The sequence below is a fragment of the Mesorhizobium loti genome (genome assembly GCA_014189435.1).
In the GTDB taxonomy this organism is placed as follows: domain Bacteria; phylum Pseudomonadota; class Alphaproteobacteria; order Rhizobiales; family Rhizobiaceae; genus Mesorhizobium; species Mesorhizobium loti_G.
This window is the reverse complement of the sequence record CP050293.1, coordinates 2,222,006-2,245,333: the sequence shown is the minus strand read 5'-3', so window position 1 is coordinate 2,245,333 and position 23,328 is coordinate 2,222,006. Positions and strand designations below refer to the sequence as shown.

General features: G+C 62.9%; 22 protein-coding genes. 10 read left to right on the top strand and 12 right to left on the bottom strand.

Going from position 1 to position 23,328, the window contains the following annotated elements; all coding sequences use genetic code 11:
* The first annotated feature begins 21 nt into the window (after window positions 1–21).
* The 7 genes from HB777_10780 (at window position 22) to HB777_10750 (ending at window position 8,811) form a co-directional block, all read left to right on the top strand.
* Window positions 22–399, top strand: a complete 378-nt coding sequence (locus tag HB777_10780) for a hypothetical protein (GenBank protein QND64346.1) — start codon at window positions 22–24, stop codon at window positions 397–399.
* 363 nt (window positions 400–762) lie between these two features.
* Window positions 763–3,399: a type I DNA topoisomerase gene (topA, locus tag HB777_10775; protein QND64345.1), complete on the top strand. Its 2,637-nt coding sequence runs from the start codon at window positions 763–765 to the stop codon at window positions 3,397–3,399.
* Window positions 3,400–3,405: 6 nt separating this feature from the next.
* A complete protein-coding gene (rnr, locus tag HB777_10770) occupies window positions 3,406–5,712 on the top strand; it encodes a ribonuclease R (GenBank protein QND64344.1) in 2,307 nt (768 codons plus the stop codon).
* Complete coding sequence (locus HB777_10765) at window positions 5,712–6,158, top strand: DUF983 domain-containing protein (protein QND64343.1); 447 nt, start codon at window positions 5,712–5,714, stop codon at window positions 6,156–6,158. Before rnr ends, HB777_10765 begins: the two co-directional genes overlap by 1 nt.
* Before the next feature lie 86 nt (window positions 6,159–6,244).
* A complete protein-coding gene (locus HB777_10760) occupies window positions 6,245–6,985 on the top strand; it encodes an NUDIX hydrolase (GenBank protein QND64342.1) in 741 nt (246 codons plus the stop codon).
* A gap of 78 nt (window positions 6,986–7,063) precedes the next feature.
* Entirely contained in the window at window positions 7,064–8,242 is a 1,179-nt protein-coding gene (locus HB777_10755; protein ID QND64341.1) for an MFS transporter, read from the top strand.
* A 110-nt stretch (window positions 8,243–8,352) separates the two neighbouring features.
* The gene (locus HB777_10750) at window positions 8,353–8,811 is read left to right on the top strand and encodes a hypothetical protein (GenBank protein QND64340.1); all 459 of its coding nucleotides are present in this window, start codon (window positions 8,353–8,355) and stop codon (window positions 8,809–8,811) included.
* 120 nt (window positions 8,812–8,931) lie between these two features.
* On the opposite strand, the gene HB777_10745 is transcribed toward HB777_10750, so the two are convergent.
* Window positions 8,932–9,909 (bottom strand): ISNCY family transposase, encoded by a 978-nt coding sequence (locus HB777_10745; protein ID QND64339.1) that lies wholly within the window; start codon window positions 9,907–9,909, stop codon window positions 8,932–8,934.
* A complete protein-coding gene (locus tag HB777_10740; GenBank protein QND64338.1) occupies window positions 9,843–10,118 on the bottom strand; it encodes a helix-turn-helix domain-containing protein in 276 nt (91 codons plus the stop codon). Before HB777_10740 ends, HB777_10745 begins: the two co-directional genes overlap by 67 nt.
* A 200-nt stretch (window positions 10,119–10,318) precedes the next feature.
* On the opposite strand from HB777_10740, the gene rpmG reads away from it, so the two are divergent.
* Complete coding sequence (gene rpmG, locus HB777_10735) at window positions 10,319–10,486, top strand: 50S ribosomal protein L33 (GenBank protein QND64337.1); 168 nt, start codon at window positions 10,319–10,321, stop codon at window positions 10,484–10,486.
* Window positions 10,487–10,717: 231 nt separating this feature from the next.
* Complete coding sequence (locus HB777_10730) at window positions 10,718–10,930, top strand: hypothetical protein (protein ID QND64336.1); 213 nt, start codon at window positions 10,718–10,720, stop codon at window positions 10,928–10,930.
* Between the two features lie 327 nt (window positions 10,931–11,257).
* On the opposite strand, the gene ugpC is transcribed toward HB777_10730, so the two are convergent.
* From ugpC to HB777_10695, 7 genes are all read right to left on the bottom strand, one after another.
* Window positions 11,258–12,325 carry a sn-glycerol-3-phosphate ABC transporter ATP-binding protein UgpC gene (gene ugpC / locus HB777_10725; protein QND64335.1) on the bottom strand — a complete coding sequence of 356 codons (1,068 nt, stop codon included), beginning with the start codon at window positions 12,323–12,325 and terminating at the stop codon, window positions 11,258–11,260.
* A gap of 4 nt (window positions 12,326–12,329) precedes the next feature.
* On the bottom strand, window positions 12,330–13,178 hold the full coding sequence (locus HB777_10720; protein ID QND64334.1) for a carbohydrate ABC transporter permease: 849 nt from the start codon (window positions 13,176–13,178) through the stop codon (window positions 12,330–12,332).
* Window positions 13,178–14,101 carry a sugar ABC transporter permease gene (locus tag HB777_10715; protein QND64333.1) on the bottom strand — a complete coding sequence of 308 codons (924 nt, stop codon included), beginning with the start codon at window positions 14,099–14,101 and terminating at the stop codon, window positions 13,178–13,180. The genes HB777_10720 and HB777_10715 overlap by 1 nt, the downstream gene beginning before the upstream one ends.
* Window positions 14,102–14,338: 237 nt before the next feature.
* Entirely contained in the window at window positions 14,339–15,616 is a 1,278-nt protein-coding gene (locus HB777_10710) for a sugar ABC transporter substrate-binding protein (GenBank protein QND64332.1), read from the bottom strand.
* 29 nt (window positions 15,617–15,645) lie between these two features.
* Window positions 15,646–16,833 (bottom strand): hypothetical protein, encoded by a 1,188-nt coding sequence (locus tag HB777_10705; GenBank protein ID QND64331.1) that lies wholly within the window; start codon window positions 16,831–16,833, stop codon window positions 15,646–15,648.
* Window positions 16,830–17,564: a FadR family transcriptional regulator gene (locus HB777_10700; GenBank protein QND64330.1), complete on the bottom strand. Its 735-nt coding sequence runs from the start codon at window positions 17,562–17,564 to the stop codon at window positions 16,830–16,832. Before HB777_10700 ends, HB777_10705 begins: the two co-directional genes overlap by 4 nt.
* 138 nt (window positions 17,565–17,702) lie before the next feature.
* On the bottom strand, window positions 17,703–18,398 hold the full coding sequence (locus HB777_10695; GenBank protein ID QND64329.1) for a DJ-1/PfpI family protein: 696 nt from the start codon (window positions 18,396–18,398) through the stop codon (window positions 17,703–17,705).
* An 88-nt stretch (window positions 18,399–18,486) separates the two neighbouring features.
* Between HB777_10695 and HB777_10690 the strand changes: the two genes are divergently transcribed.
* Window positions 18,487–19,434: a GlxA family transcriptional regulator gene (locus tag HB777_10690; GenBank protein QND64328.1), complete on the top strand. Its 948-nt coding sequence runs from the start codon at window positions 18,487–18,489 to the stop codon at window positions 19,432–19,434.
* 73 nt (window positions 19,435–19,507) lie between these two features.
* Here HB777_10690 and HB777_10685 read toward each other — a convergent pair whose 3' ends face one another.
* From HB777_10685 to HB777_10675, 3 genes are all read right to left on the bottom strand, one after another.
* Window positions 19,508–21,064: a hypothetical protein gene (locus HB777_10685; GenBank protein ID QND64327.1), complete on the bottom strand. Its 1,557-nt coding sequence runs from the start codon at window positions 21,062–21,064 to the stop codon at window positions 19,508–19,510.
* 465 nt (window positions 21,065–21,529) lie between these two features.
* The gene (locus HB777_10680; protein ID QND64326.1) at window positions 21,530–22,903 is read right to left on the bottom strand and encodes a PleD family two-component system response regulator; all 1,374 of its coding nucleotides are present in this window, start codon (window positions 22,901–22,903) and stop codon (window positions 21,530–21,532) included.
* A 33-nt stretch (window positions 22,904–22,936) separates the two neighbouring features.
* A complete protein-coding gene (locus HB777_10675; GenBank protein QND68731.1) occupies window positions 22,937–23,308 on the bottom strand; it encodes a response regulator in 372 nt (123 codons plus the stop codon).
* Window positions 23,309–23,328 lie beyond the last annotated feature (20 nt).

Below are 23,328 nucleotides of genomic sequence, written 5' to 3'. Positions count from 1 at the left end.
ATATCAGCCAGGGAGATTTCCATGAAAACCATAACCGCAGGGCTGGCAGCGCTTTTGCTCAGCACCGCCGCATCCTTCGCCGCCGACGCGTGGAAGGAAGCCGAGGTCAATGGCACCAAGATCTACACCGACGCCAACGGCATGACGCTTTATACCTATGACAAGGACGAGAAGGGCAAGACCAATTGCTACGACAAATGCGCCACCAACTGGCCGCCGCTGAAGGCCGAAGCCGGCGCCAAGGCGGACGACGAATGGAGCGTTGTCGACCGCACCGACGGCACCAAGATGTGGGCCTATGACGGCAAGCCGGTCTACACCTTCATCAAGGACAAGAAAGCCGGCGACGTGAGTGGCGATGGCGTCGGCGAGGTCTGGCACATCGTCAAGGCCGACTGAGCACGCCAATCCCGCCTGCTGGCGGGACAAGGGGCTGGCCGCCGGGCATCTCCATGCAGCCGGCGGCCGGCGTCAGCCAACCTGCCACGACGTCGACCCAGCGGTAACCAGGCGCCTCTTCCTCGACTCGTTGAAAAAAATGAAACGGGTCGTTTTCGATGACTCGGGACCACCATCTCCCTTTCTCGAAATTCTGTGATTTTCTCCATACACTCTAAGAGTGTATTGCTGCGCAGAGCCCCGCAATTTGGGCGCTTCCCCTTGACCGGATGCAAAAGCGCGGCCATGTGAGCGACAAATAGAACGAGATTTCGTCGCGCGCAGCGGAATTCTTCTGCCGCACCACAGCTGATATGAGACCTCATGGACGTCGTCGTCGTCGAATCGCCGGCCAAGGCAAAGACAATCAACAAATACCTCGGCAAGAACTACAAGGTTCTGGCCTCGTTCGGCCATGTCAGGGATTTGCCGGCCAAGGATGGCTCGGTGCGTCCGGACGAGGATTTCGCCATGTCCTGGGCGGTCGACACCGCCTCGGGCAAGCGCCTTGCCGACATCGCCAAGGCGGTCAAGGACGCCGACGGCCTGATCCTCGCCACCGATCCGGATCGCGAGGGTGAAGCCATCTCCTGGCATGTGCTGGAGGTGCTGAAGCAGAAGCGCGCGCTGAAAGACAAGCCGGTCAGCCGCGTCGTCTTCAACGCCATCACCAAATCGTCGGTGCTGGAGGCAATGGCCAATCCGCGCCAGATCGATGCGCCGCTGGTCGATGCCTATCTCGCCCGCCGGGCGCTGGATTATCTCGTCGGCTTCACGCTGTCGCCGGTGCTGTGGCGCAAGCTGCCGGGCGCCCGCTCGGCCGGCCGCGTCCAGTCGGTTGCGCTGCGCCTGGTCTGCGACCGCGAATCCGAAATCGAGCGCTTCATCCGCGAGGAATATTGGCAGATTGCTGCTCTGCTGGGCACGCCGCGCAACGAGAATTTCGAAGCGCGGCTGACCGCCTTCGATCGCAAGAGACTGCAAAAGCTAGACATTTCCAACAAGGCGCAGGCAGACGACATCAAGTCGATGCTTGAAGGCGCAACCTTCAAGGCAGTGTCGGTGGAAGCCAAGCCGACCAAGCGCAATCCCGGCCCGCCCTTCACCACCTCGACGCTGCAGCAGGCCGCCTCGTCTGGCCTCGGCTTCTCGGCAAGCCGCACCATGCAGGTGGCGCAGCGGCTTTATGAAGGCATGGAGATCGGCGGCGAGACCACCGGCCTCATTACCTACATGCGAACCGACGGCGTGCAGATGGCGCCCGAGGCGATCGACGCCGCACGCGATGCCATCGCCAAGGAATTCGGCGCCAAATACCTGCCGGAAAAGCCGCGCCAATATACCGCCAAGGCCAAGAATGCCCAGGAAGCGCACGAAGCGATCCGCCCGACGGATTTCATGCGCACCCCGGCATCGGTCAGGCAATATCTCGATTCCGACCAGATGCGGCTCTATGAGTTGATCTGGAAGCGCGCCATCGCCAGCCAGATGCAGTCGGCCGAGATCGAGCGCACCACCGCCGAGATCGAGGCTGTCAACGGATCGCGCACCGCCGAGCTTCGCGCCATCGGTTCGGTCGTTCGCTTCGACGGCTTCATTGCCGCCTACACCGACCAGAAGGACGACGATGCGGAAGACGAGGAAAATCGCCGTCTGCCCGAGATCCGTGCCGGCGAGCAGCTTGCCCGTCAGGCAATCAACGCCACCCAGCACACCACCGAACCGCCGCCGCGCTATTCCGAAGCCTCGCTGATCAAGAAGCTGGAAGAGCTCGGCATCGGCCGGCCTTCTACCTATACGGCGATCCTGAAGACGCTCGAAGACCGCGACTACGTCACCATCGACAAGCGCCGGCTGGTGCCGCAGGCCAAGGGCCGGCTGCTTTCCGCCTTCCTCGAAAGCTTCTTCAAACGCTATGTCGAGTACGACTTCACGGCATCTCTGGAAGAGAAGCTCGACGAGATTTCCGACGGCAAGCTCGCCTGGAAGGACGTGCTGCGCGATTTCTGGAGGGATTTTTCCGGCGCCGTCGCCGACATCAAGGAACTGCGCGTCACCGACGTGCTCGATGCGCTGAATGAAGAACTGGCGCCGCTGGTATTTCCGACGCGCGAAGACGGTTCCAACCCGCGCATCTGCCCGAAATGCGGCACCGGCAATCTGTCGCTGAAGCTCGGCAAGTTCGGCGCCTTTGTCGGCTGTTCCAACTATCCCGAATGCTCCTTCACCCGCCAGCTCGGCGACGCCGCCAACCCGAATGGCGAGAATGGCGGCGGCGAAGACGGCACCAAGGTCATCGGCAAGGATCCCTACACGTCAGAGGAAATCACGCTGCGCAGCGGCCGCTTCGGCCCCTATCTGCAGCGTGGCGACGGCAAGGAAGCCAAGCGCTCCAGCCTGCCCAAGGGCTGGACAGCTGAGTCGATCGACCACGAGAAGGCGCTGGCGCTGCTGTCGCTGCCGCGCGATGTCGGCCAGCATCCGGAAACGGCCAAGATGATCTCGGCCGGGCTCGGCCGCTACGGCCCGTTCGTGCTGCATGATGGCACCTATGCCAATCTCGAAAGCATCGAGGATGTGTTCTCGATCGGCCTCAACCGCGCCGTGTCGGTGATCGCCGAGAAACAGTTGAAGGGAAAGGGCGGCCGCAATGGCGGCACTGCCGCTGCGCTGAAGGAGCTTGGCGACCATCCCGATGGCGGCGGCAAGATCGTCGTGCGCGACGGCAAATACGGGCCTTACGTGAATTTCGGCAAGGTCAACGCCACCCTGCCCAAGGGCAGGGATCCGCAGTCGGTGACCATCGAGGACGCACTGGCGCTGATTGCCGAGAAGGAAGCCAAGGGCGGTGGCGGCAAGAAGCCGTTCCGCAAGGCGGCAGCGGCCAAGGCGCCTGCTGCCAAGAAAGCCACAGCCAAGAAAGCGGTCGCCAAGAAGCCGGCCGCGAAGAAAAAAGGGTAGGACAGCGTGGCGCGCAGGATCACCGGTAGGAGCCACGGCGATCCGCGCACCGCCGACACCAGGGCCAAGGTCAAGGACGACTACCGGCCCTCGCGTGACGAGATCCTGCGCTACATCGCCGAAAATCCTGATCGCGCCGGAAAACGCGACATTGCCAAGGCGTTCGCGCTGCGTGGCGACGACCGCATCTGGCTGAAGGACATCCTGCGCGACCTGCAGGACGAAGGCGTCCTGACCAAGGAGCGCAAGCAACTGGCCCGCGTCGGCGCCCTGCCCCATGTCGCCGTGCTCGACATTTTTGGCCGTGACGGCGATGGCATTTTGCTGGCGCACCCGGCCGAGGCCGTGGGCACCGGCGAACCGCCCGTCGTCTCGATCCGCGTCTCGCGTGGCGGCAGCGGCCCGGCGCCCGGCATCGGCGACCGCGTGCTGGCGAAGACCTTTCCGACCAACGAAGCGACCGGCCCCGCCTACACCGGGCGGGTGATGAAGATTTTCGAGAAGCGCAGCGATGCCGTGCTCGGTGTCTTCCGCATTCTGCAGGACGGCACCTTCCGCATCGAGCCGGTGGAACGGCGCCAGCCCGAACTGATCGTCGACAAGGAATTCCAGAACGGCGCCAAGAACGGCGATCTCGTCGAGGTCGAGCCCGCACGGGCCTCTCGCTATGGGCTGCCGAGAGCCAAGGTGCTCAACGTGCTGGGTTCGCTGACCAGCGAAAAGGCGGTCTCGATGATCGCCATCCACGCGCACGACATTCCGCATATCTTTCCGTCCGACGTCATCGCCGAGTCCGAAGCCGTCAAACCGGCGACGCTGGATCACCGCGAGGACTGGTGCGACCTGCCGCTGGTCACCATCGATCCCGCGGACGCCAAGGATCATGACGACGCCGTCTTCGCCACGCCGGATCTCGACGAGAAGAACCCGGGCGGCGTGGTCGCCACCGTCGCCATCGCCGATGTCGCCGCCTATGTGCGCTTTGGCACGGCGCTCGATCGCGAAGCGCTGAAGCGCGGCAATTCGGTCTATTTCCCGGATCGCGTCGTGCCGATGCTGCCCGAGCGCATCTCCAATGATCTCTGCTCGCTGCGCGAGGGGCAGGACCGGCCGGCGCTCGCCGTGCGCATGATCTTCTCGGCCGAGGGCCGCAAGCTCAGGCACTCCTTCCATCGCGTCATGATGAAGTCGGCGGCAAAGCTTGCCTACACCCAGGCACAGGCGGCGATCGACGGCGTGCCGGACGACAAGACCGGTCCGATCCTCGATACCGTGCTGAAGCCGCTGTGGGACGCCTATGCGATCCTGAAGCGTGGCCGCGATGGCCGCCAGCCGCTCGAGCTCGATCTGCCGGAGCGCAAGATCCTGCTCAAGCCGGACGGCACCGTCGATCGCGTCATCGTGCCGGAACGGCTCGATGCCCACAAGCTGATCGAAGAATTCATGATCCAGGCCAATGTTGCCGCGGCCGAGACGCTCGAAGCGAAGAAACAGGAACTGGTCTACCGCGTCCATGACGCGCCATCGCTGGCCAAGCAGGAATCGCTGCGCGAGTTTCTGCAGACGCTTGGCCTGTCGCTGGCTCGCGGTGCGCAGATGCAGCCAAGCCAGTTCAACGGCATCCTGGAACGCGTGCGCGGCGCCGACAATGAAGGCCTGGTCAACGAAGTGGTGCTGCGCTCGCAGAGCCAGGCCGAATATTCGCCCAAGAACATCGGCCATTTCGGTCTCAACCTCAGGCGCTACGCCCATTTCACCTCGCCGATCCGCCGCTATGCCGATTTGATCGTGCATCGCGGACTTATTGCCGCACTCGGACTGGGTCCCGGCGGGCTGACACAGGACGAAGCAGCACGGCTCGAAGATGTCGCAGTGCTGATTTCAGGCACGGAACGCCGCGCAATGGCGGCCGAGCGGGACACGGTCGACCGGCTGATCGCCGCTTATCTGGCGGAGCGCATCGACGACCGTTTCGATGCCCGCATCTCCGGCGTCACCAAATCAGGACTATTTGTCCAATTGCCGCAGTACGGCGCGGATGGTTTCATCCCGGTGTCAACATTGAACGGCGATTACTATATATACGACGAAACGGCCCGCTCCCTGTTCGGAGAACGCTCGGGCAAAGGCTACCAGCTCGCGGACCGCGTCGAGGTCCGACTCATCGAGGTGGCGCCGATGGCCGGCGCGATGCGCTTCGAGATGTTGACCGACCCGAAGCCTTTGCCGGGCTCCAAGCGGTCGTTTCACAAGGCCAAGGGCCGCGCCCGCGCGTCGCAAACGCGACCGGGTTCGCGCGGCAGGAGACGATGATGACAACAGCCATGGAAGAACAGGTTTTCGGCGGAGAACATCACTCGGGCCGGGCCGCACGCCCGCTGTGGACGGCGATAAAGCGCGGCCTGCTCGGCCGCTGCCCGCATTGCGGCGAAGGCAAGCTGTTTCGCGCCTTCACCAAGACCGTCGACACATGCAGCGTCTGCGGCGAGGAACTGCATCACCACCGCGCCGACGACCTGCCCGCCTATCTCGTCATCGTCATCGTCGGCCACATCGTGCTCGGCGCCTTCATGGGTGTCGAGGCGACCTCGACCTTGTCCACATGGCAGCACATCGCCATCTGGGTGCCGCTGACCATCCTTCTGTCGGTCGCGCTGCTGCAACCGGTCAAGGGTGCCGTCATCGGACTGCAATGGGCGTTCTATATGCACGGCTTCGGCGGCGAGCACGACGTGATCGAGCCGCATCCCGGAGCCTGAGTCGCAGCCAAGAATGCGGCCTGGCGCAACATACCGACCGTGAAAGGCCACTTTCGCTTGCCAGAAGTTTCCGCTAGGTCCTGCGCATGGACGGTATGACCAAGGCGGAAGTCGACAAGATCGAGCGGAGCATGATCGCCCATAGCGACCGGCCAATTCGCCCGCGCGACGCGGCAACCCTGATCCTGCTCGACCGCAAGGGCGATGACGTGCTGGTTCTGATGGGCCGCCGCCATGCCGGCCACGCCTTCATGCCGGGCAAGTTCGTCTTTCCCGGCGGCCGCACCGATCCGGCCGACAGCCGCATCCCCGTCGCCGCCGCATTGCACCCGGAGCAGGAAGCCAGGCTGATCGCCGGGCCGGGCCGCACAAGCGCCGCACGGGCCCGCGCCATCGCTCTGTCGGCCATCCGCGAGACCTATGAGGAAGCCGGATTGCTGATCGGCCGCAAAGGCGCTTTCGCCACGCCCAGGCCCGATTGGCAAGGCTTTGCCGAACACGGCGTGCAGCCTTCCCTGGACATGCTGCGCTTCGTCGCGCGCGCCATCACGCCGCCCAATCGGGTGCGCCGCTTCGACACGCGATTCTTCAGCGCCTGGCGCGACGACGTCGCGGTCGAACTGCCCGGTGGCGGCCCGACCAACGAACTCGAAGAGCTGGTCTGGCTGCCGCTTGCCAAGGCCAGGGAAGCCGACATACCCGACATCACCCGAATGATCCTGGACGAGCTGCAAAAGCGCCTCGCCCATGATCCGCTGTTGCGTCCAGGCGGTCCCGTGCCCTTCTACCGGCTTGTCCGCAACCGCTTCACCCGCGAACTTCTCTAGAGCAATTCCAGGAAAAGTGTGACGCGGTTTTCCGTCCGGAATTGCGTAAGATCAAAAAGACAGAGTATTCAGCATCCCATGACGGTCGATACCCAACCACAGGGCGACGAACGCGTACACTGGCTGCCGATGGTGGCGGCGATCTCGTCGATCAGCGTCGTCGGCATCGCCATCGGCCTCGGCATGCCGCTGCTCAGCGTCATCCTCGAAACGCGCGGCCATTCGGCCTCGATGATCGGCCTCAACACCGCCGTCGCCGGCCTCGCCTCGATCGCCGGCGCGCCGCTTGCGACGCCGCTCGCCATGCGCTTCGGCGTCGCCTGGACCATGATTGCCATGATCGCTACCGGCGCGCTGGCCTTTGTCGGCTTCCATTTCGCGCCCGATTTCTGGATGTGGTTTCCGCTGCGCATCGTGCTGCACATCGCGCTGACGGTGCTGTTCATCCTGTCTGAATTCTGGATCAGCACCTCGGCGCCGCCGCACCGGCGCGGCCTTGTCCTCGGCATCTATGCTACGGTTCTGTCGCTCGGCTTTGCCGCCGGGCCGTGGCTGTTCGCCCATCTCGGCAGCTCGGGCTTCAGGCCGTTCGGCGTCATCATCGGTCTGGTGACGCTGGCAGCCATTCCTGTGCTGGCGGCGCGCAACGAGAGCCCGTCGATCGCCTCCGACGGCGAGACCAGCAATTTTCTGCGCTACATCTGGCTGGTGCCGTCGGCGACCGCTGCCGTGCTGGTGTTCGGCGCGGTGGAAACCGGCGGCTTTGCGCTGTTCCCGATCTACGGCAGCCGCATCGGCTATTCCGAAGCCGACGCAGCCCTTCTCCTGACCATGATCGGCCTCGGCAATGTGCTGCTGCAAATCCCGATCGGCATGATCAGCGACCGCGTCAGCGACCGCCGCTATCTGCTGATTGCCTGCGCCACGGTCGGTCTCGTCGGCACCGTCTTCATGCCCTTCTTCGCCCAGAACTGGCATTTGATGGCCGCACTTCTGTTCGTCTGGGGCGGTGTCGTCGCTGCCATGTACACGATCGGCCTTGCTCATCTCGGCTCGCAGCTTTCCGGCCACGAACTGGCGTCGGCCAACGCCGCCTTCGTGCTGTGCTACGGCGTCGGCATGGTGCTCGGCCCGCAAGCGATCGGCATCGGCATGGATGCGTTCGGTCCGTCCGGCTTCGGCTGGTCGCTCGGCCTGTTCTTCGCCGCCTACATTGCCTTGGTCGCCGTCAGGCTGGTCCGCAAGATCCTCCTGTAACGCGACTGCCGTCAGCCCGGCATTCGCATTGGCCGATGACAGGCTGCTGACAGAACCGTGTCAGGAGCACAGGGCTAAAAGGGTGTCCCAAAACACTTGAGGACACTTCCATGATCGACAGCGGCTTTGAAACCACATCGCTACGAATGACACTGCTTCTGCTCGTAACCTTCCAGGCCCCGGCCGCCGATATCGACCGCATCATGGACGCGGTGGTCGCGATAGCGCCGCTGGCCATGGGCAAATATGACCGCAATGCCTATCAGTCGGCGCATGGCATCGAACGCTACAGGCCGCTTGACGGCGCGGCCGCCGGCGCCGAAACGGAATTGCGGCGGCGCCCCGGCACGGTCGAGGTCTCCTTCGAACTGCCGGACGACCAGGCACTGGCCGCCCGCGTCGTCGAGGCGATTTTCCAGGCTCATTCCTACCAGGAACCGGTGATCCGCATTCAGCCGATTCTCGCCAGCCGTTCCAAGGGGCTGGACGACCGCGCCAATCCGAATCGCTGGTGGAACACGACCGGGGACTGGAAGAAGGTGGCGGTGTCAGTGACGCAAACCGCATGATTTCCGCTCACCAGCGGGCTCAGGCGGGTCGCACGAGGCCTGCCGGGCTGTCGGTAGCTAATCAAGTTGTCCGGTTTGGTAGCACATCAATTGTCCGTTTCTGTTTTGCGTCGAAGCGGTTCACGCGGCCTGCCCTGTACGGGAGGTTTCTAGGATTGTAGCGCCGTCAGGCATGTATTGGGCGATGCGGCGCGGCCCATGAAAGATTGCAAGCGTGCCATCCGGGTACTGCCTGATCTTGACCGTGGCTTTGACGAAGTGATGTCGGATCGGACTTTGCGGCAGCTGCAATCGCAGCCGCGCGAAAGCGATTGTGTTGTCGCGGGCAACGACGCGCTCCTCCTCGATGCACAGGATCTGGGCCAATTGGTGCGGGTCGGCGGCGACAAAGGCGCAGTCTCCAACCGTGGCCGGCCTGGCGAAGCGTACATTGTGTGCCGGCAGATAGGTTTGTGCGATGAAGCGGTTTGCGGCCTGGATATCGGTAATGCCGGCCAGCGCCAGCTCCTTGGGCAACCGATCCTGCAAGGTGGAGAACATCCGCTCGGAGCGCCCCCTGGCTTCAGGCGAATAGGCGGGGATATGCTCGATGCCCAGATGCCGCAGCGCTCGCCCGACTTGGGTCAGCCGGCTCTTGTCGACCGCCTCGCCGGCCTTGAGCGTCACGAAATAGTGGCTGCCTCGATCGGTGTAGAAGCTCGACGGCAATCCCTTCGCGACAAAGGTCTCCAGAAGTCCCTGAAAGCTCGATGCCGTGCCTTCCTCCTCGATCAGAAAGGCCGAATAGATCGTGCTCGTGGCGTCGTCCATGGTCACGATCAGATCAAGCATTGGCTGGCTTTCCAGCCAGGCATGCCGGCTGCCGTCCTGATGCAGCATCATCCCTTCGCACGGCTTCCTTTCCCGCTTGCGCCGGTGAGCACCGCGCCGCTTGGCCCGGTCCACCAGGCCCGCCGCGTGAAGCTGCGTCTTGATGAAGGTGTAGCCCCAGCTGAAGTCGTGATCGCGCAGCAGGTGCTCGTGGAAGTGCTTCACATTCCAGCCAAGGTAGCGATGACGATAAAGCTCCAACATCTCCTCAATTGCTTCCGCAGGCACCCGACGCGTCGAAATCTTGCCCAAACGCCGGTCGAGCAACCAGCTTCCCCAGCCTCCTCGTAGCGGTCGCGGTAACGTCGGAATTGCCGCTCCGACATGCCCAGCAACTCACCGGCCTCCATCATCGAAAGATCGCCGCCATTCCAACGGCTCAAAACGTCCCGAAACTTCTGCATTCTCCGGCCCTGTAGCCATGCTGCCCGCTTCATCCCCAGCCTCCATCGGCTGCTGATAAAACCGGACAACTCATCTGCTACCTAATCCGGACAACTCATCTGCTTACGACACACAAGGCCTACCGGGCTTGACTTTCCGGGCGCGTTCTTTATGTGTCGCGCCAAGTTTCCCGCGTCCGGGTGTTTCCCCGTGCTCCAGCGGCCAAAACCCCACGAACAAACGGACTGATATCATGGCCAAAGCCGCAAACATCAAGATCAAGCTTCTGTCGACCGCCGACACCGGTTTCTTCTACGTGACCAGCAAGAACAGCCGCACCAAGACGGACAAGCTGTCGTTCCGCAAGTACGACCCGGTTGCCAAGAAGCACGTCGAATTCAAGGAAACCAAGATCAAGTAATCTGGGTTTTCCCTCTGCAATGCCGAAACGCCGCCCATTGGGCGGCGTTTTCGTTTGTAATCCCTCTGCACCTTCTACCGAACCTCGCCGGACGTTCCGAGCCCGCGCCATCCCACACCCGCGGAGTGTATCGTTTTAATACAATCGCCAATTGGTAGACTCGCACGACGGATAGGCAGTTAGTTTCAGCATCAGGCTAAAGGGGGGAATGCCTCGACCCGGGAGAAAACGATGTCCATTCAAAAAGGTGACTATCGAACCAACAGAGCCGACTTCGCGATTGCCGCGACGCATGGCGAAGTGCCCGCCGAAGACAGCATTCGAGACGAGAGCCTGGCAAGAAGAAAGAAGTCCCTGTGGCTAAAAGAGCGGCGATCAGCCAAGTCGGCCGAGAACCCAATGGACAGCTCGCCGCTGCCTAGAAGAATCCCTCGCGGTTATTAGGCTCCACAGCCGCCTTCCGCGATCGCACCATACCCGCACACCGCCGATTCGCCCATATTTGCAGAGGTCGCCGCTGGTATTGACCTCTCGTATGGCGGCCCTACTTCGTGACCAAATGGCTTCCGTTCTTTTTAGAAGGCGGCGGGACTAAGGTCTTGTGCGCTACACGCAAAGGTCTGAGGGGTCCTGTTAGGTTCCGGAAATGTCTGTTGGACGTTCCATTATTTTAGTCAATCGAGATATAATCTTCCCGTCTATTTCCCACCCGACATCAGCGCCAGATGCGGCCGTTCGTAATCTGCAGGTCTGCCGTCCGGGCTGAATTCCTCAGCCGATGCGATCACCGCTTTTCGGATCGAACAGATGCAGCGACTCCGGATCGGCGGCCAGCCGCACCACGTCGCCGGGCTTCACGCCGGCACGGCCCATGGCAAAGACGCAAAGCTGCTGGCTGGCCAGCTTGACGTAGAACTGCGTCGAAAGCCCGAGCGGCTCCACCACACCCACCTCGCCCTGCAGCGCGCCGTCATCCGCCAACTTGATATGCTCGGGCCGCAGGCCGACGGTGATGGCGTCACTATCCTTCAGCGGCAGGCCGTCCGGCAGCCGCAGCGCCTGGCCATCGGCCAGGACGGCCTCCGAGGTGCCGCCCTTGCGAACCGTCGCCGGCAGAAAATTCATGCCGGGCGAACCGATGAAACCGGCGACGAACATGTTGGCCGGCCGGTCATAGAGATCGAGCGGCGCGCCGACCTGCTGGATCAGCCCGTCATGCATGACGACGATCCTGTCGGCCATGGTCATCGCCTCGATCTGGTCGTGCGTGACATAAACCGATGTCGTCTTCAGCTGCTGGTGCAGCGCCTTGATCTCGGCGCGCATATGGACGCGCAGCTTGGCGTCGAGGTTCGACAGCGGCTCGTCGAACAGAAAGACCTTGGGGTCGCGCACGATCGCACGGCCCATGGCGACGCGCTGGCGCTGGCCGCCGGACAATTGCCGCGGCAGGCGCTGCAGGAACGTGTCGAGCCCGAGCCGCTTGGCGGCACCGTCAACCCTGGCGTCGATCGTCGTCTTCTCCGCCTTCTTCAAGAGCAGGCTGAAGCCCATGTTCTTCGACACGTCCATATGCGGATAGAGCGCATAGGACTGGAACACCATGGCGATGTCGCGGTCCTTCGGTGCGACGTCGTTGACCAGCCGCTCGCCGATGCGGATCTCGCCGCCGGAAGCCTCCTCCAGCCCGGCGATCATGCGCAAGAGCGTGGATTTGCCGCAGCCTGACGGCCCAACCAGGACGACGAACTCGCCATCGGCGATTTCAAGGTCGACAGCGTGCAGGACGCGGACGGCACCATAATCCTTGCGGACTTTTTCGAGCGTAACAGAGGCCATCGATCTATCCTTTGACGGCGCCGGCGGTCAGGCCGGTGACGAGATAGCGTTGCAGGAAGGCGAAGAAGATGCAGACAGGGATAAGCGCCAGGATGGATGCCGCCATCATCTGCCCCCAGTCGACGGCGAACTTGCCGATGAAGGTGAGCAGGCCGACCGCGAAGGTCTTCTGGTCGTCGCTGGAGATCAGCATCAGCGCGAACAAAAGCTCGCTCCAGGCGGCAGTGAAGACGAAGCCGAGTGTTGCGCCCATGCCGGGCAGCGTCAGCGGCACGATCACCTTGCGCATCGCCTGCGCGCGGGTGCAGCCGTCGATCATCGCCGCCTCCTCCAGATCCTTCGGGATGCCGTCGAAGAAGGACTGCATCAGGAAAGTGGCAAAGGCCGTGTTGAAGGCGGTGTAGATGATGATCAGCCCGGTCAGGCTGTTGATCAGGCCGATCTGACCCATCACGCGGTAGATCGGCGGAATGACCATCACCAGCGGAAAGGTCTGGGTCAAAAGCAGCATCAGCGCCAGGGCCGCCTTGCCGCGGAAGGTGAAGCGCGACATGGCATAACCGGCGAGCGTGGCGATGATCGTCACCAGCGCCGCCGTCGAGACCGATACGATGACGCTGTTGAGGAAATAGCGCGGAAAATCGGTGGCCTCGAGCACGGTGACGAAATTCTGCAGCGTCATATGCGATGGCCAGAAGGTGATGCCTTCGGAATAGAGAAGCCGCTCCGGCGTAACCGAGATCTTCAGCGTCCAGTAGATCGGGAACAGGGCAAACAGCACGTAAGCCGCGATTGCCGCGTAGAGGCCGATGCCGCCGAAGACGCGCTGCGAGGTTGAACGTCCTGCGATCATCAGACGTGCCTCACCAGGGTGCGGCGGATGCCGATCAGCGCAATCGCATAGGCAATGAGCAGCACCAGCAGCAGCACGGCCACCGCCGAGGCATAGCCCTTGTCGAGCGACTTGAAGGCGCTGACATAGATGTAGACCGGCACCGTGTTGGTCGAGCCGGCTGGCCCGCCCTCGGTCATGACGAAGATCAGGTCGGCGAAGGTGGCGATCCAGATGGTGCGCAACATCACGGTGATGGCGATGGTCGGCGCCAGGAACGGCAATGTCACCTTGGTGAAGCGCTGCCACGGCGAAGCGCCGTCGATCGCCGCCGCCTCATGCAGTTCCGATGGAATGGATTTCAGCGCCGCCAAGAGCGTGATGGCGAAGAACGGAATGCCGAACCAGATATTGGCGATGATCGGCCCCCACATGGCGGTTGAGGGATCGGACAGCACATTGGTCGGCTCGGCCTTCAGCCCCAATGCAAACAGCCAGTGCGGCAGCGGGCCGATGATCGGATTGAACAGCCAGGCCCAGGTCAGGCCCGACAGGAAGGACGGCACCGCCCAGGGCAGGAACACCAGGGCTTGTACAGCCTTGCGGCCGCGAAACGGCTTGTCGAGCAGCAGCGCCAGGCCAAGGCCGAGGAAGAACTGGAAAAACAGGCTGGCGACGGTCCACCACAACGTGTTGACCAGCGCCTGCCCCAGCACCTGATCCGACAGCATCGCCTCATACTGCCCGAGCCCGACATATTCGGACTTGAACGCGGAGAATTTGCGGAAGGAGTAGCTGATGCCGATGACCAGCGGCACCAAGAGCACCACGACCAGCAGGATGATCGCCGGGCTGAGATACAGCCATGGCTCGATTGCGGCGTGGGATAGCCGCTTGCGACGCGGCTTGCCGGCGGATCGTATTTCGGACACGGCGTAGGTCATTGGCTAAGGATCGGCTCCCTGGAGCGGCGTCGGGGACAGCGTCCTTCTCCCCGTCACTATACGGGGAGAAGATGCCGGCAGGCAGATGAGGGGCAGCGCGAACCTATCGAGGCATAGCGCCGCCCCTCATCCGGCCTTGTTTGTGCAAGTCGTTATCCCAAAACCGCTACGCACTTTTGGGCGACATGCATTCGGGCCACCTTCTCCCCGTGAACGGGGAGAAGGAAGAAGAGGCGCTTACTTCTTGTTCTTCGCCAGCCAGTCCTGCTGTTCCTTGGTCAGGAACGTGGCCCATGCGTCGGCCGCTTCCTTGGCCGTCTTCTGGCCAAGCAGCACTTCCTGAAAATTCTTGATCGCCACCTGGTCGACGAAGTTACCGAGGTTTTCCAGATGCGTCGGCGGGGTCACCATTTCATATTTGGAGGTATCGCTGAGCTCCGTGAACCAGCCCTTGAACTGCTCGGTCTTGAAATGGGGATCCTGGTCGGCGCCGTTGTGGATCGGGACGACGCCGACTTCCTTGGCCCATTCCAGATTGTCCTTAGGCGCCAAAAGCGTCGCCATCAGCTTCCAGGCATCATCCTTGTGCTGCGAGTTGGCAAACATCGCCCAGCCGGCATAACCCAGCGTCGGATATGACTTGCCGCTCGGCCCGACCGGCAATGGCGCCACCGCGAAATCGTCAGCGCTCATCTTGTCGGCGATGCCGAGCAGCGCGTCCGGATCCTGGTTGAGCATGGCGCAGGTGCCGGAATAGAAGCCGGTGACCGTTTCGTTGAAGCCCCAGCTCACCGCATCCTTCGGCGCCAGGCCGTCCTTGTACATGTCGGCCAGCATCTGCAGACCCTTGACCGAGCCTTCGTCGTTGATCGTCGAGGTGCCGTCCTCGTTGAAGTAGCCGCCCTTGCCGGCGGCGATGTTCATGAACATGTGCATGCCGTTGAAGGCGCCCGGCCCGCCGCGCAGGCAGTAGCCGTACTTGCCTGGGAGCGCAGAAATCTTCTTGGAATCGGCAATGAAATCATCGAGCGTCGCCGGCGGGCCATCGAGGCCGGCCTCCTTGAACAGTTTCTTGTTCCAGAACAGCGCGTTCACATAGTAGCCGTACGGGATCATGAACTGGGTGTTGTTGACGGTCGAGCCGAACTGCTTGGCGCGGTCGCCAAGCGTCTTGGCGTCGTCCCACTTGGCCATGTAGGGGCCGAGATCCTCGAGCTGGGCATTGTTGGCATAGAGGCCCATCCAGCGTTCCGGCATTTCGACGATGTCTGGCGTATCGCCGGCCTGCACCATCGTCAGGAATTTCTCGAAAGCCTGGCCCCAGGGCAGCGAGATCAGCTCGACCTTGACGCCCGGATTGGCCGTTTCGAACTCGGCGATCTGCTTCTTCAGGAATTCGGTGCGTGGCGGGCTGGTGATGACTTCGACCATTTTCAGCGTCGAATCGGCCGCAGCACTTCCGGCGGAAATCGCCAGCCCCGCAACGGTGGCAAGCATGATGGTCAGTTTTTTCATGTTCAAGACTCCCATTTTGAACCCGCTTGTTATTTTCTGGCTTTTTCGAAGGCCTGGGCGACATCCGCCCACAGGTCTTCGACACTCTCCAATCCGACATTGAAGCGGATGGTCCGGGGGCTGACGCCGAAGCGCGCCATCGAATTCAGGCCCGGCGTCTGCTCCAGCGACGCCTTGGCCGGCACGACCAGGCTTTCGTGCCCGCCCCAGCTGACACCGATGCGGAAATATTTCAGCGCATCGACGAAGACGGGGATGTCGATATCGTCCGTCACCTCGAAGGAGAACAGACCGGCATAGCCGGCCAGCGTCGCCTTGCCCGGGTGGTTCGAATAGACGGGATGGTTGACCCGCTCGACATTGGCATGCGCCTTCAGCCGTTCGGCGATGGTCAGGCCGCTTTTCATATGATGCGGCAGGCGCAGCGGCAGCGTGCGCAGGCCGCGCAGCAAAAGCCACGCCTCGAACGGCGACAGCTTGCCGCCGAGATACGAATAGGTCTGCTCGTTAATGTGCTTGATATGAGCGGCCGAACCCGCCACGACGCCGGCGACGGTGTCGCTGTGGCCACCAAGGTATTTCGAGGCCGAATGCAGCACCAGATCGACGCCATGCGTGATCGGCTTCTGGAACACCGGCGTCGCCCAGGAATTGTCGATCGTGGTGACGATGCCTTGCTCCTTGGCCAACCGCGTCAGATGCGAGATGTCCTGCAGCTCGAACATCATCGAGGTTGGGCTTTCCAGGTAGAGCAGCTTGGCGCCGGGCAGTGCCGCCGCCACCGCATCCGGGTCGGAACCGTCGACATAGTCGACCTTGATGTTGAGCCGCGGCAACAGCCGCTCGAACAGCCGGTAGGCGTCGCCATAGCAATTGCGCACCGCCACGATGCGCTCGCCCGCACCGACAAAGGCAAGCACCGTGGCACTGATCGCCGCCATGCCGCTGGAAAAGCCGCGCGCGGCCTCTGCGCCCTCAAGCGCTGCCACACGCGCCTCGAACTCCATCACCGTCGGATTGTCGCCTCGCGAATAGATCGGCTGCCTTCGTTTGCCGGCAAAGGTATCCGCCATCTCGGCATAGTTGGCGAAGGTGAACAGCGAGGTCTGGTAGATCGGCGGCACCACCGCACCACCGGGGAACGGTTCGTCATGCGCCAGCAGCGTCGCCGCCTCGGCAAGATAGTCGTGATCGAAACCGGATGGATGCTCGTTCATGTCTGGCTCGAAAGTTTGAGTTTGGCGGCACCGCGCTTGAGATCGTCCTCGACGGTGGCGATCAACTTGAGCGCCTCGGCACGGGCGCCCTGCGGGTCACGCGCGGCGATGCGTTCGTAGATGGTGCGGTGATAGGGAAAGCTGGCATGGCCGAAGTCGCGCACGCCGAGCGGATGCTCCCAGAAGCGATGGAACAATTCGTACATGGCGGCGATGATCTGCTCGAACAGCGGATTGCCCGAGGCCCGGTAGATCGCCTGGTGGAACTCCCAATCCTCTTCCGACGACATGCCGTCGCGCGTGCGGAACGCCTGCTCCATGATGTCGAGCTTGCGCGCGATTTCGGCGATGTCGGCCTGGCTGGCGCGTTCGGCGCAAAGAGCGGCGGCCTCCGCCTCCAGCGCGCGGCGGATCTCCATCGTCTGCATCAGGCTGGTGAAATCATTGCCGCCCGCCAGCGTCAGCGGCATGTGCAGCATGTCGGGCGAGACGGCCGCCTTGAGATAGGTGCCGCTGCCTTGCCGGCGCTCGACAAGACCGAGCCCTTCCCAGCGTGTCAGCGCCTCGCGCACCGTGTTGCGGCTGACCTTCAGCCGCTCGGCCAGAATACGCTCGGTTGGAAGCCGCTCGCCCGGCCGCAAGGCCTCGGCGCGCACAAAGCCCACCAACGCCTTCAGCACGGCGTCATCGCGCGCCGTCGTCTGAATGGGTGGCAGGCTGTTCTGGTCCACAAATCCTCCCCGAAACGCACAAGTGGTCCAATGGTCCAACCAATTCTGCACGGACGGAGAGACGTGTCAACAGCCGAAACGAGGACGAGCCGACCGGCGCGCCTTGGCGCCGTTCGGCCCGTCAGTTCAAGCTTGGCTTCAGGCCGGCGTAACGGCTGCGCGCGTGGCGCGCCAGCGCGCGAACATGTCCTCGCGAACCTGCCTTGAACTCGCGAGCCGACGCTTTGCTTCCGCCAGGACGGCAGGCGAAGCCTGTGCGGGCGTGCCAGATTGGAACGGAGGAGCCGGGGCATATTCGAGCGAGAGCTGCACCGTTTCGGCCTCGGTCCGACCGAGAAGCCTGGCGACCAGGGCGAGACCGAAATCGATCCCCGAGGTGACGCCGCCGGCGGTTATCAGGTTTCCGTCCTCGACAATTCGCTCGTCGACTGGAATGGCGCCGAACTCGGCGAGGAAATCATGCGCGTACCAATGCGTCGTCGCCCGCTTGCCTTTGAGCAGGCCGGCGGCGCCGAGCACCAGGGCGCCGCTGCATACCGAGGTGACATAGCGTGCCTGCGCTGCTCGTGCTCGCACGAAATCGAGGACGGTCCGGTCCTCCAGCAGCGGATTGACGCCGCCTCCACCTGGAATGCACAGCACATCGAGAGGAGGGCAATCGTCGAAGGTCACCGTTGGGTTGAGCGACAGCCGCGTCGACGACATCACTGGATTGCGATCGTTCCAGATCAATTCCACCTCGGCGCCCTTTGCCGATGCCAGGACTTCATAAGGGCCGGTGAGGTCAAGCTGCTGGACATTGGGGAAGACGAGGATGCCGAAACGAAGGGTCATGGAACTCTCCATAGGTTGACTCCAGCCAATCTAAGGCATGATGCTTTGGCACGATTGCCAATCACCCCTCGTTTCAAGCCATATCGCCATGCGCCATATCGAAATTCTTGCCTATCCCGACATCCAACTCCTCGATGTCAGCGGGCCGCTTCAGGTTTTCGCCAGCGCCAACGACTTCAGAACGCAGGCCGGCGAACCAGCTCCCTACGAGGTCGCGGTCGTCGCCGCCTCGCCGCGGATCAGGACATCGGCCGGCCTCGTGCTGGAGGCAGCGGCGCTGCCGATGCACGGGCTGGAGATCGACACGCTGATCGTGCCTGGCGGATGGGGCGTCAACGCGGCCTGCGAGGATCCCGAACTCCTCCAATGGGTCATCGGCCGCTCGCACGACGCCACGCGAACCGCTTCCGTGTGCAGCGGCGCCATGCTTCTGGCGACGGCAGGACTGCTCGACGGCCGGCGTGCGGTCACACACTGGGGACGCTGCGCCGAGTTCGCGCGGCGCTTTCCAGCGGTGCGCCTCGAACCCGACCCGATCTTCATCCGTGACGGCAATGTCTGGACGTCGGCAGGCGTGACGGCGGGCATAGATCTCGCCCTTTCCTTCGTCGAGGCCGACCTTGGCCGGCGCGTGGCGCTTGCGGTGGCGCGCGAGCTGGTGGTCTTCCTGAAACGACCCGGTGGTCAGGCGCAGTTCAGCCAGACGCTCAAGCTGCAACAAGGCGACGAACGCTTCGACCGCCTGCATGGCTGGATTCAGGACAATCTGGACGGCGACCTTTCGCTGCCGAACCTGGCCGAGCGCGCCAATATGAGCCCGCGCAGTTTCTCCAGGCACTATCGGGAGGCGACGGGCCGCACGCCTGCGCGCGCGATCGAGGAGATCCGGATCGAGGCGGCGCGACGGATGCTGGAACGGGGCCAGGCGGTCAACCAGACGGCCCGCCGCTGCGGCTTCGGATCGGAAGAGACGATGCGGCGCGGCTTTCTACGCGTCCTCGGCACAAACCCGCGCGATTATCGCGAACGCTTCTGATGCAGAGGCCTGCGGCACCATTCCTGGTCTAAAAGCGTATCGCGATCAGGAGATCGCGCCAGCCCGCTTTGATCTAACTCGCGGCAGGCTGTCCGAACCAGGTAGTCAAGGCCTCAGCCAGCCCCTCTCGGCTTCCCACCCCAACCCAAGCCACATAACCATCGGGGCGGATCAAGACGGCGTCGGGCGCGGTGACCGTTCCGAGAGCCGGGAGCTCCCAGGCACTGGCATACAAGGCGTCGATCTGCCGGACCCGGTCGGCCCAAAGCGCGATGTCGAGTCTGCCGGGCTCACCGAGGTTGAGGAGCAGCGGCCGCGCGTCGTGCAGCAAGGTGAAGAGCCGCAGCGGCCCGTTGGCGGTGACCAGATCGAGGTCGGGCATTCGCCGCCCAAGCAGGGGATGCCCCTCGCCGAGGTCGTAATGGACACCCAGGCCCGACATCTCGGCGGCGATCCGTTTGCGGGGCTCCTCCATGCCAAGCAACTCGGCAAAGATGTCGTTCAATGCCTTGGTGCGGTCATCCACGCGACGAAGCGCAACCTGTGCCATCGCGTTGCGCAACACGCGGGCGGCAATCGGATGACGCTCGGCGTGATAGCTGTCTAGGAGGCCTTCCGGTGATATCCGCTTGACCACCTGGGCCAGTTTCCACCCCAGGTTCACCGCGTCCTGCGCGCCAATGTTGAGCCCCTGTCCGCCCATTGGCGGATGGATATGCGCGGCGTCGCCGGCCAACAGGACGCGTCTGTCGCGATAAGCGGCGGCCTGTCGCGTCATGTCCGTGAACCGGGAGAGCCAGGTCGGGTTGTGGACCCCATAGTCGGTGCCGTAGACCGCGACGAGCGCCTCGCTGAGATCGCGCAACGTCGGTTCGCCTCCGATGGTCAGTTGCCTCTCGGTCAGCACGACACCGACCCGGCCGCCCTCCTCGATCTTGCCTATCGCATGGATACCGTGGGCGTCGCTGCGAAAGCCCCATGCCGGCTCTTCCGACATCTCGACCTCGGCAATCATCCAACTCATCGTCGGATCCTGTCCAGCGAACTCGATGCCCGCCGCCTTTCGAATTACGCTGCGCCCGCCGTCGCAGCCGACGAGATACTGCGTCCGCAATCGTTGGCCATCGGACAGTTCGGCATCGACGCCGCCATCATCCTGCGCGAAACCCGTAACGTCCTGTCCGCGATAGATCGGCACCTGCAACCCGCTGATCCAGTCGGCCAAGATCCGCTCGATATGGTTTTGCCGCAGCGCCAGCAGATAATTGTGCCGCGTGGGAAAATCGCTGATGCCCAACCGGATCATGTGGAAGCCCACGGACGGCGATGTCTGTCCCTGCGAGAGGAAACGATCGGCGATTCCGCGCTGGTCGAGCACCTCGATGGTGCGGGCGTGCAGGCCGCCTGCGCGCAAGCCGATGAGTTCCTGGTTCGGGCGCCGCTCGACAATGGCAGCATCGATGCCCGCCAACGCCAGTTCGCCTGCCAGCACCAGCCCCGTTGGACCGCCTCCGGCGATCACCACCGCATGATCTGAGATCACCATCGTCACTCCCGTTTTGCGAACCTTGGTTTGGGTCGTGGTTTTACGGGAGGAACCGGGTCTTGCCGCAAGCCCGTTGTGCGCCATATGTATGAAGTGGAGAGGGTACCCTTTCCCGCATCGCTGGCTGCCACGAACAAGCTTCTCGCACGGTGACAGCGTACGGAACGGCCATCGCCGTCGTGTCCCAAAACGATATCCGGATTTTCACACGCAAAAACGCAGAGGCTTCCGTGCTTTGGCACGGAGCTCTGATGTTCGTTTGGAAAGAAGGGGGCCGGTCGGCGTTTGGCAGCGGTACGAGGAGGCCACTAAGTGCCAGCGCCGGCCGGCCGACCCCACGGACCCAGGAGATGCGGCGGACCTGAGCATCATGGGGTATTCTGGGGATCGGAGCCGGCTGTCTATCCTCGTGCCGGCTTCGTCTTGGCCTGCACACTTGCGCAAGAGCATATGAAAATCAACAGTTTCTTAACCAAGGCTCGCGAATCGCTTGGATTAAGGTAAACGGGTAACCCTGTCGGGTTGACAGGATAATCAGGCTTGGAACCGTTACGCCGCCTTGGCGACGACGCGGTTGCGGCCGCCGCTCTTGGCTTCGTAGAGCGCGAGGTCGGCACGCTTCATCAGCGCCGCCACCGTATCCACGCCCTTGAGCACCGACGACACGCCGACGCTGACTGTGACTTCGATCGTCTTGCCGTCCTGGCCGATGGCAAAAGGCGCCTGGGCAATTTCGGCGCGAATGCGTTCGGCCACCTTCTCGGCCACCGCGCCCTCGGTGTCCGGCATCACCACGACGAATTCCTCGCCGCCAAAACGGCAGGCAAGGTCGATACCCCTGACATTCTTGCGCAGCCGCCGCGCAAATTCCCGCAACACTTCGTCGCCGCCGTCATGGCCGTGCGCGTCGTTGATCGATTTGAAACGGTCAAGGTCTGTGATCATCACCGACAGCGGCCGGCGCCGTGCCACGGCGCGATCGAACAGCGTCTGCAGATGGCTGTCGAGATAGCGGCGGTTGTGCAGCCCGGTCAGGCCGTCGGTCACCGCCATTTCGATGGTCTGGGTGACGCTGGCGCGCAGCTGGTCGTTGTAGCGCTTGCGGCGCACCTGGGTGCGCAGCCGTGCCGTCAGCTCCTGCTGGTCGATCGGCCGCATCAGATAGTCGTTGATGCCGAGTTCGAGGCCGCGGATGATGCGTTCCTCCTCGCCCTCATCCGCCAAAAGAATGATCGGCACGAAACGGGTGCGATCGAGCGAGCGCAACTGCGAACAGAGCCTGAGCGGATCGAAGTCGGCGAACGCGGTCGAGATCATCACGCATTCATAGGACGTCTCGGCGGCCTGGAAGAAGCCGGCATGCGGATCGCTGGAGACGTCCAGGTCGGCGCGGTCGCGCAGCATCTTCTGGACGCGCTCGACGGATGATTTGCGCTCATCGATCAAAAGCACTTTCGGAATCGTGTCCTCGGACGCGAAATTGCGGCTCAAAAGCTCTTCGATGCCGATGTTGCGCGTCGTCGAGGCGCGCAGCCGCAATTCGTCGGTCAGCGACTTCAGGCGGACCAGGCTCTTGACGCGCGTCATCAGCTGCAGGTCGTTGACCGGCTTGGTCAGGAAATCGTCGGCGCCGGCCTCGAGCCCGCGTACGCGGTCGGAAACCTGGTCGAGCGCGGTGATCATCACCACCGGAATGTGCGATGTCGCCGGATCGCTCTTCAGCCGCCGGCAGACTTCGAACCCGTCCATATCAGGCATCATCACGTCGAGCAGCACGACATCGACCTTGCCGTTCTCGCAGGTCTCAATCGCATCCGGCCCGTTGGTGGCCGTCAGCACTTCGAAATATTCGGCCAGCAGCCGAACTTCCAGCAGCCGCACATTGGCAGGGATGTCGTCGACGACGAGGATCCGCGCAGTCATTTCACAAGGCTCCGGCTCGGCTGAAAAGATACATCACGCATCACCCAGATAGGATTTGATGGTTTCGATGAAACGCGGCACCGAGATCGGCTTCGAAATATAGGCCTCGCAGCCACCCTGGCGGATGCGTTCCTCGTCGCCCTTCATCGCAAAGGCGGTCACCGCTATGACCGGGATGACGTGCAGCTCGTCGTCCTCCTTCAGCCATTTGGTCACTTCAAGCCCCGACACTTCAGGCAGTTGGATATCCATCAGGATGAGATCCGGCCGGTGCTGGCGCGCCAGATCGAGCGCTTCCAGACCGTTGCGGGTGCGCACGGTCTCGTAACCGCTTGCCTCGATGAGGTCCCGAAAGAGCTTCATGTTGAGCTCATTGTCCTCGACGATCATGACCTTCTTCGGCATCGATATCCCGTCCCGGTCGT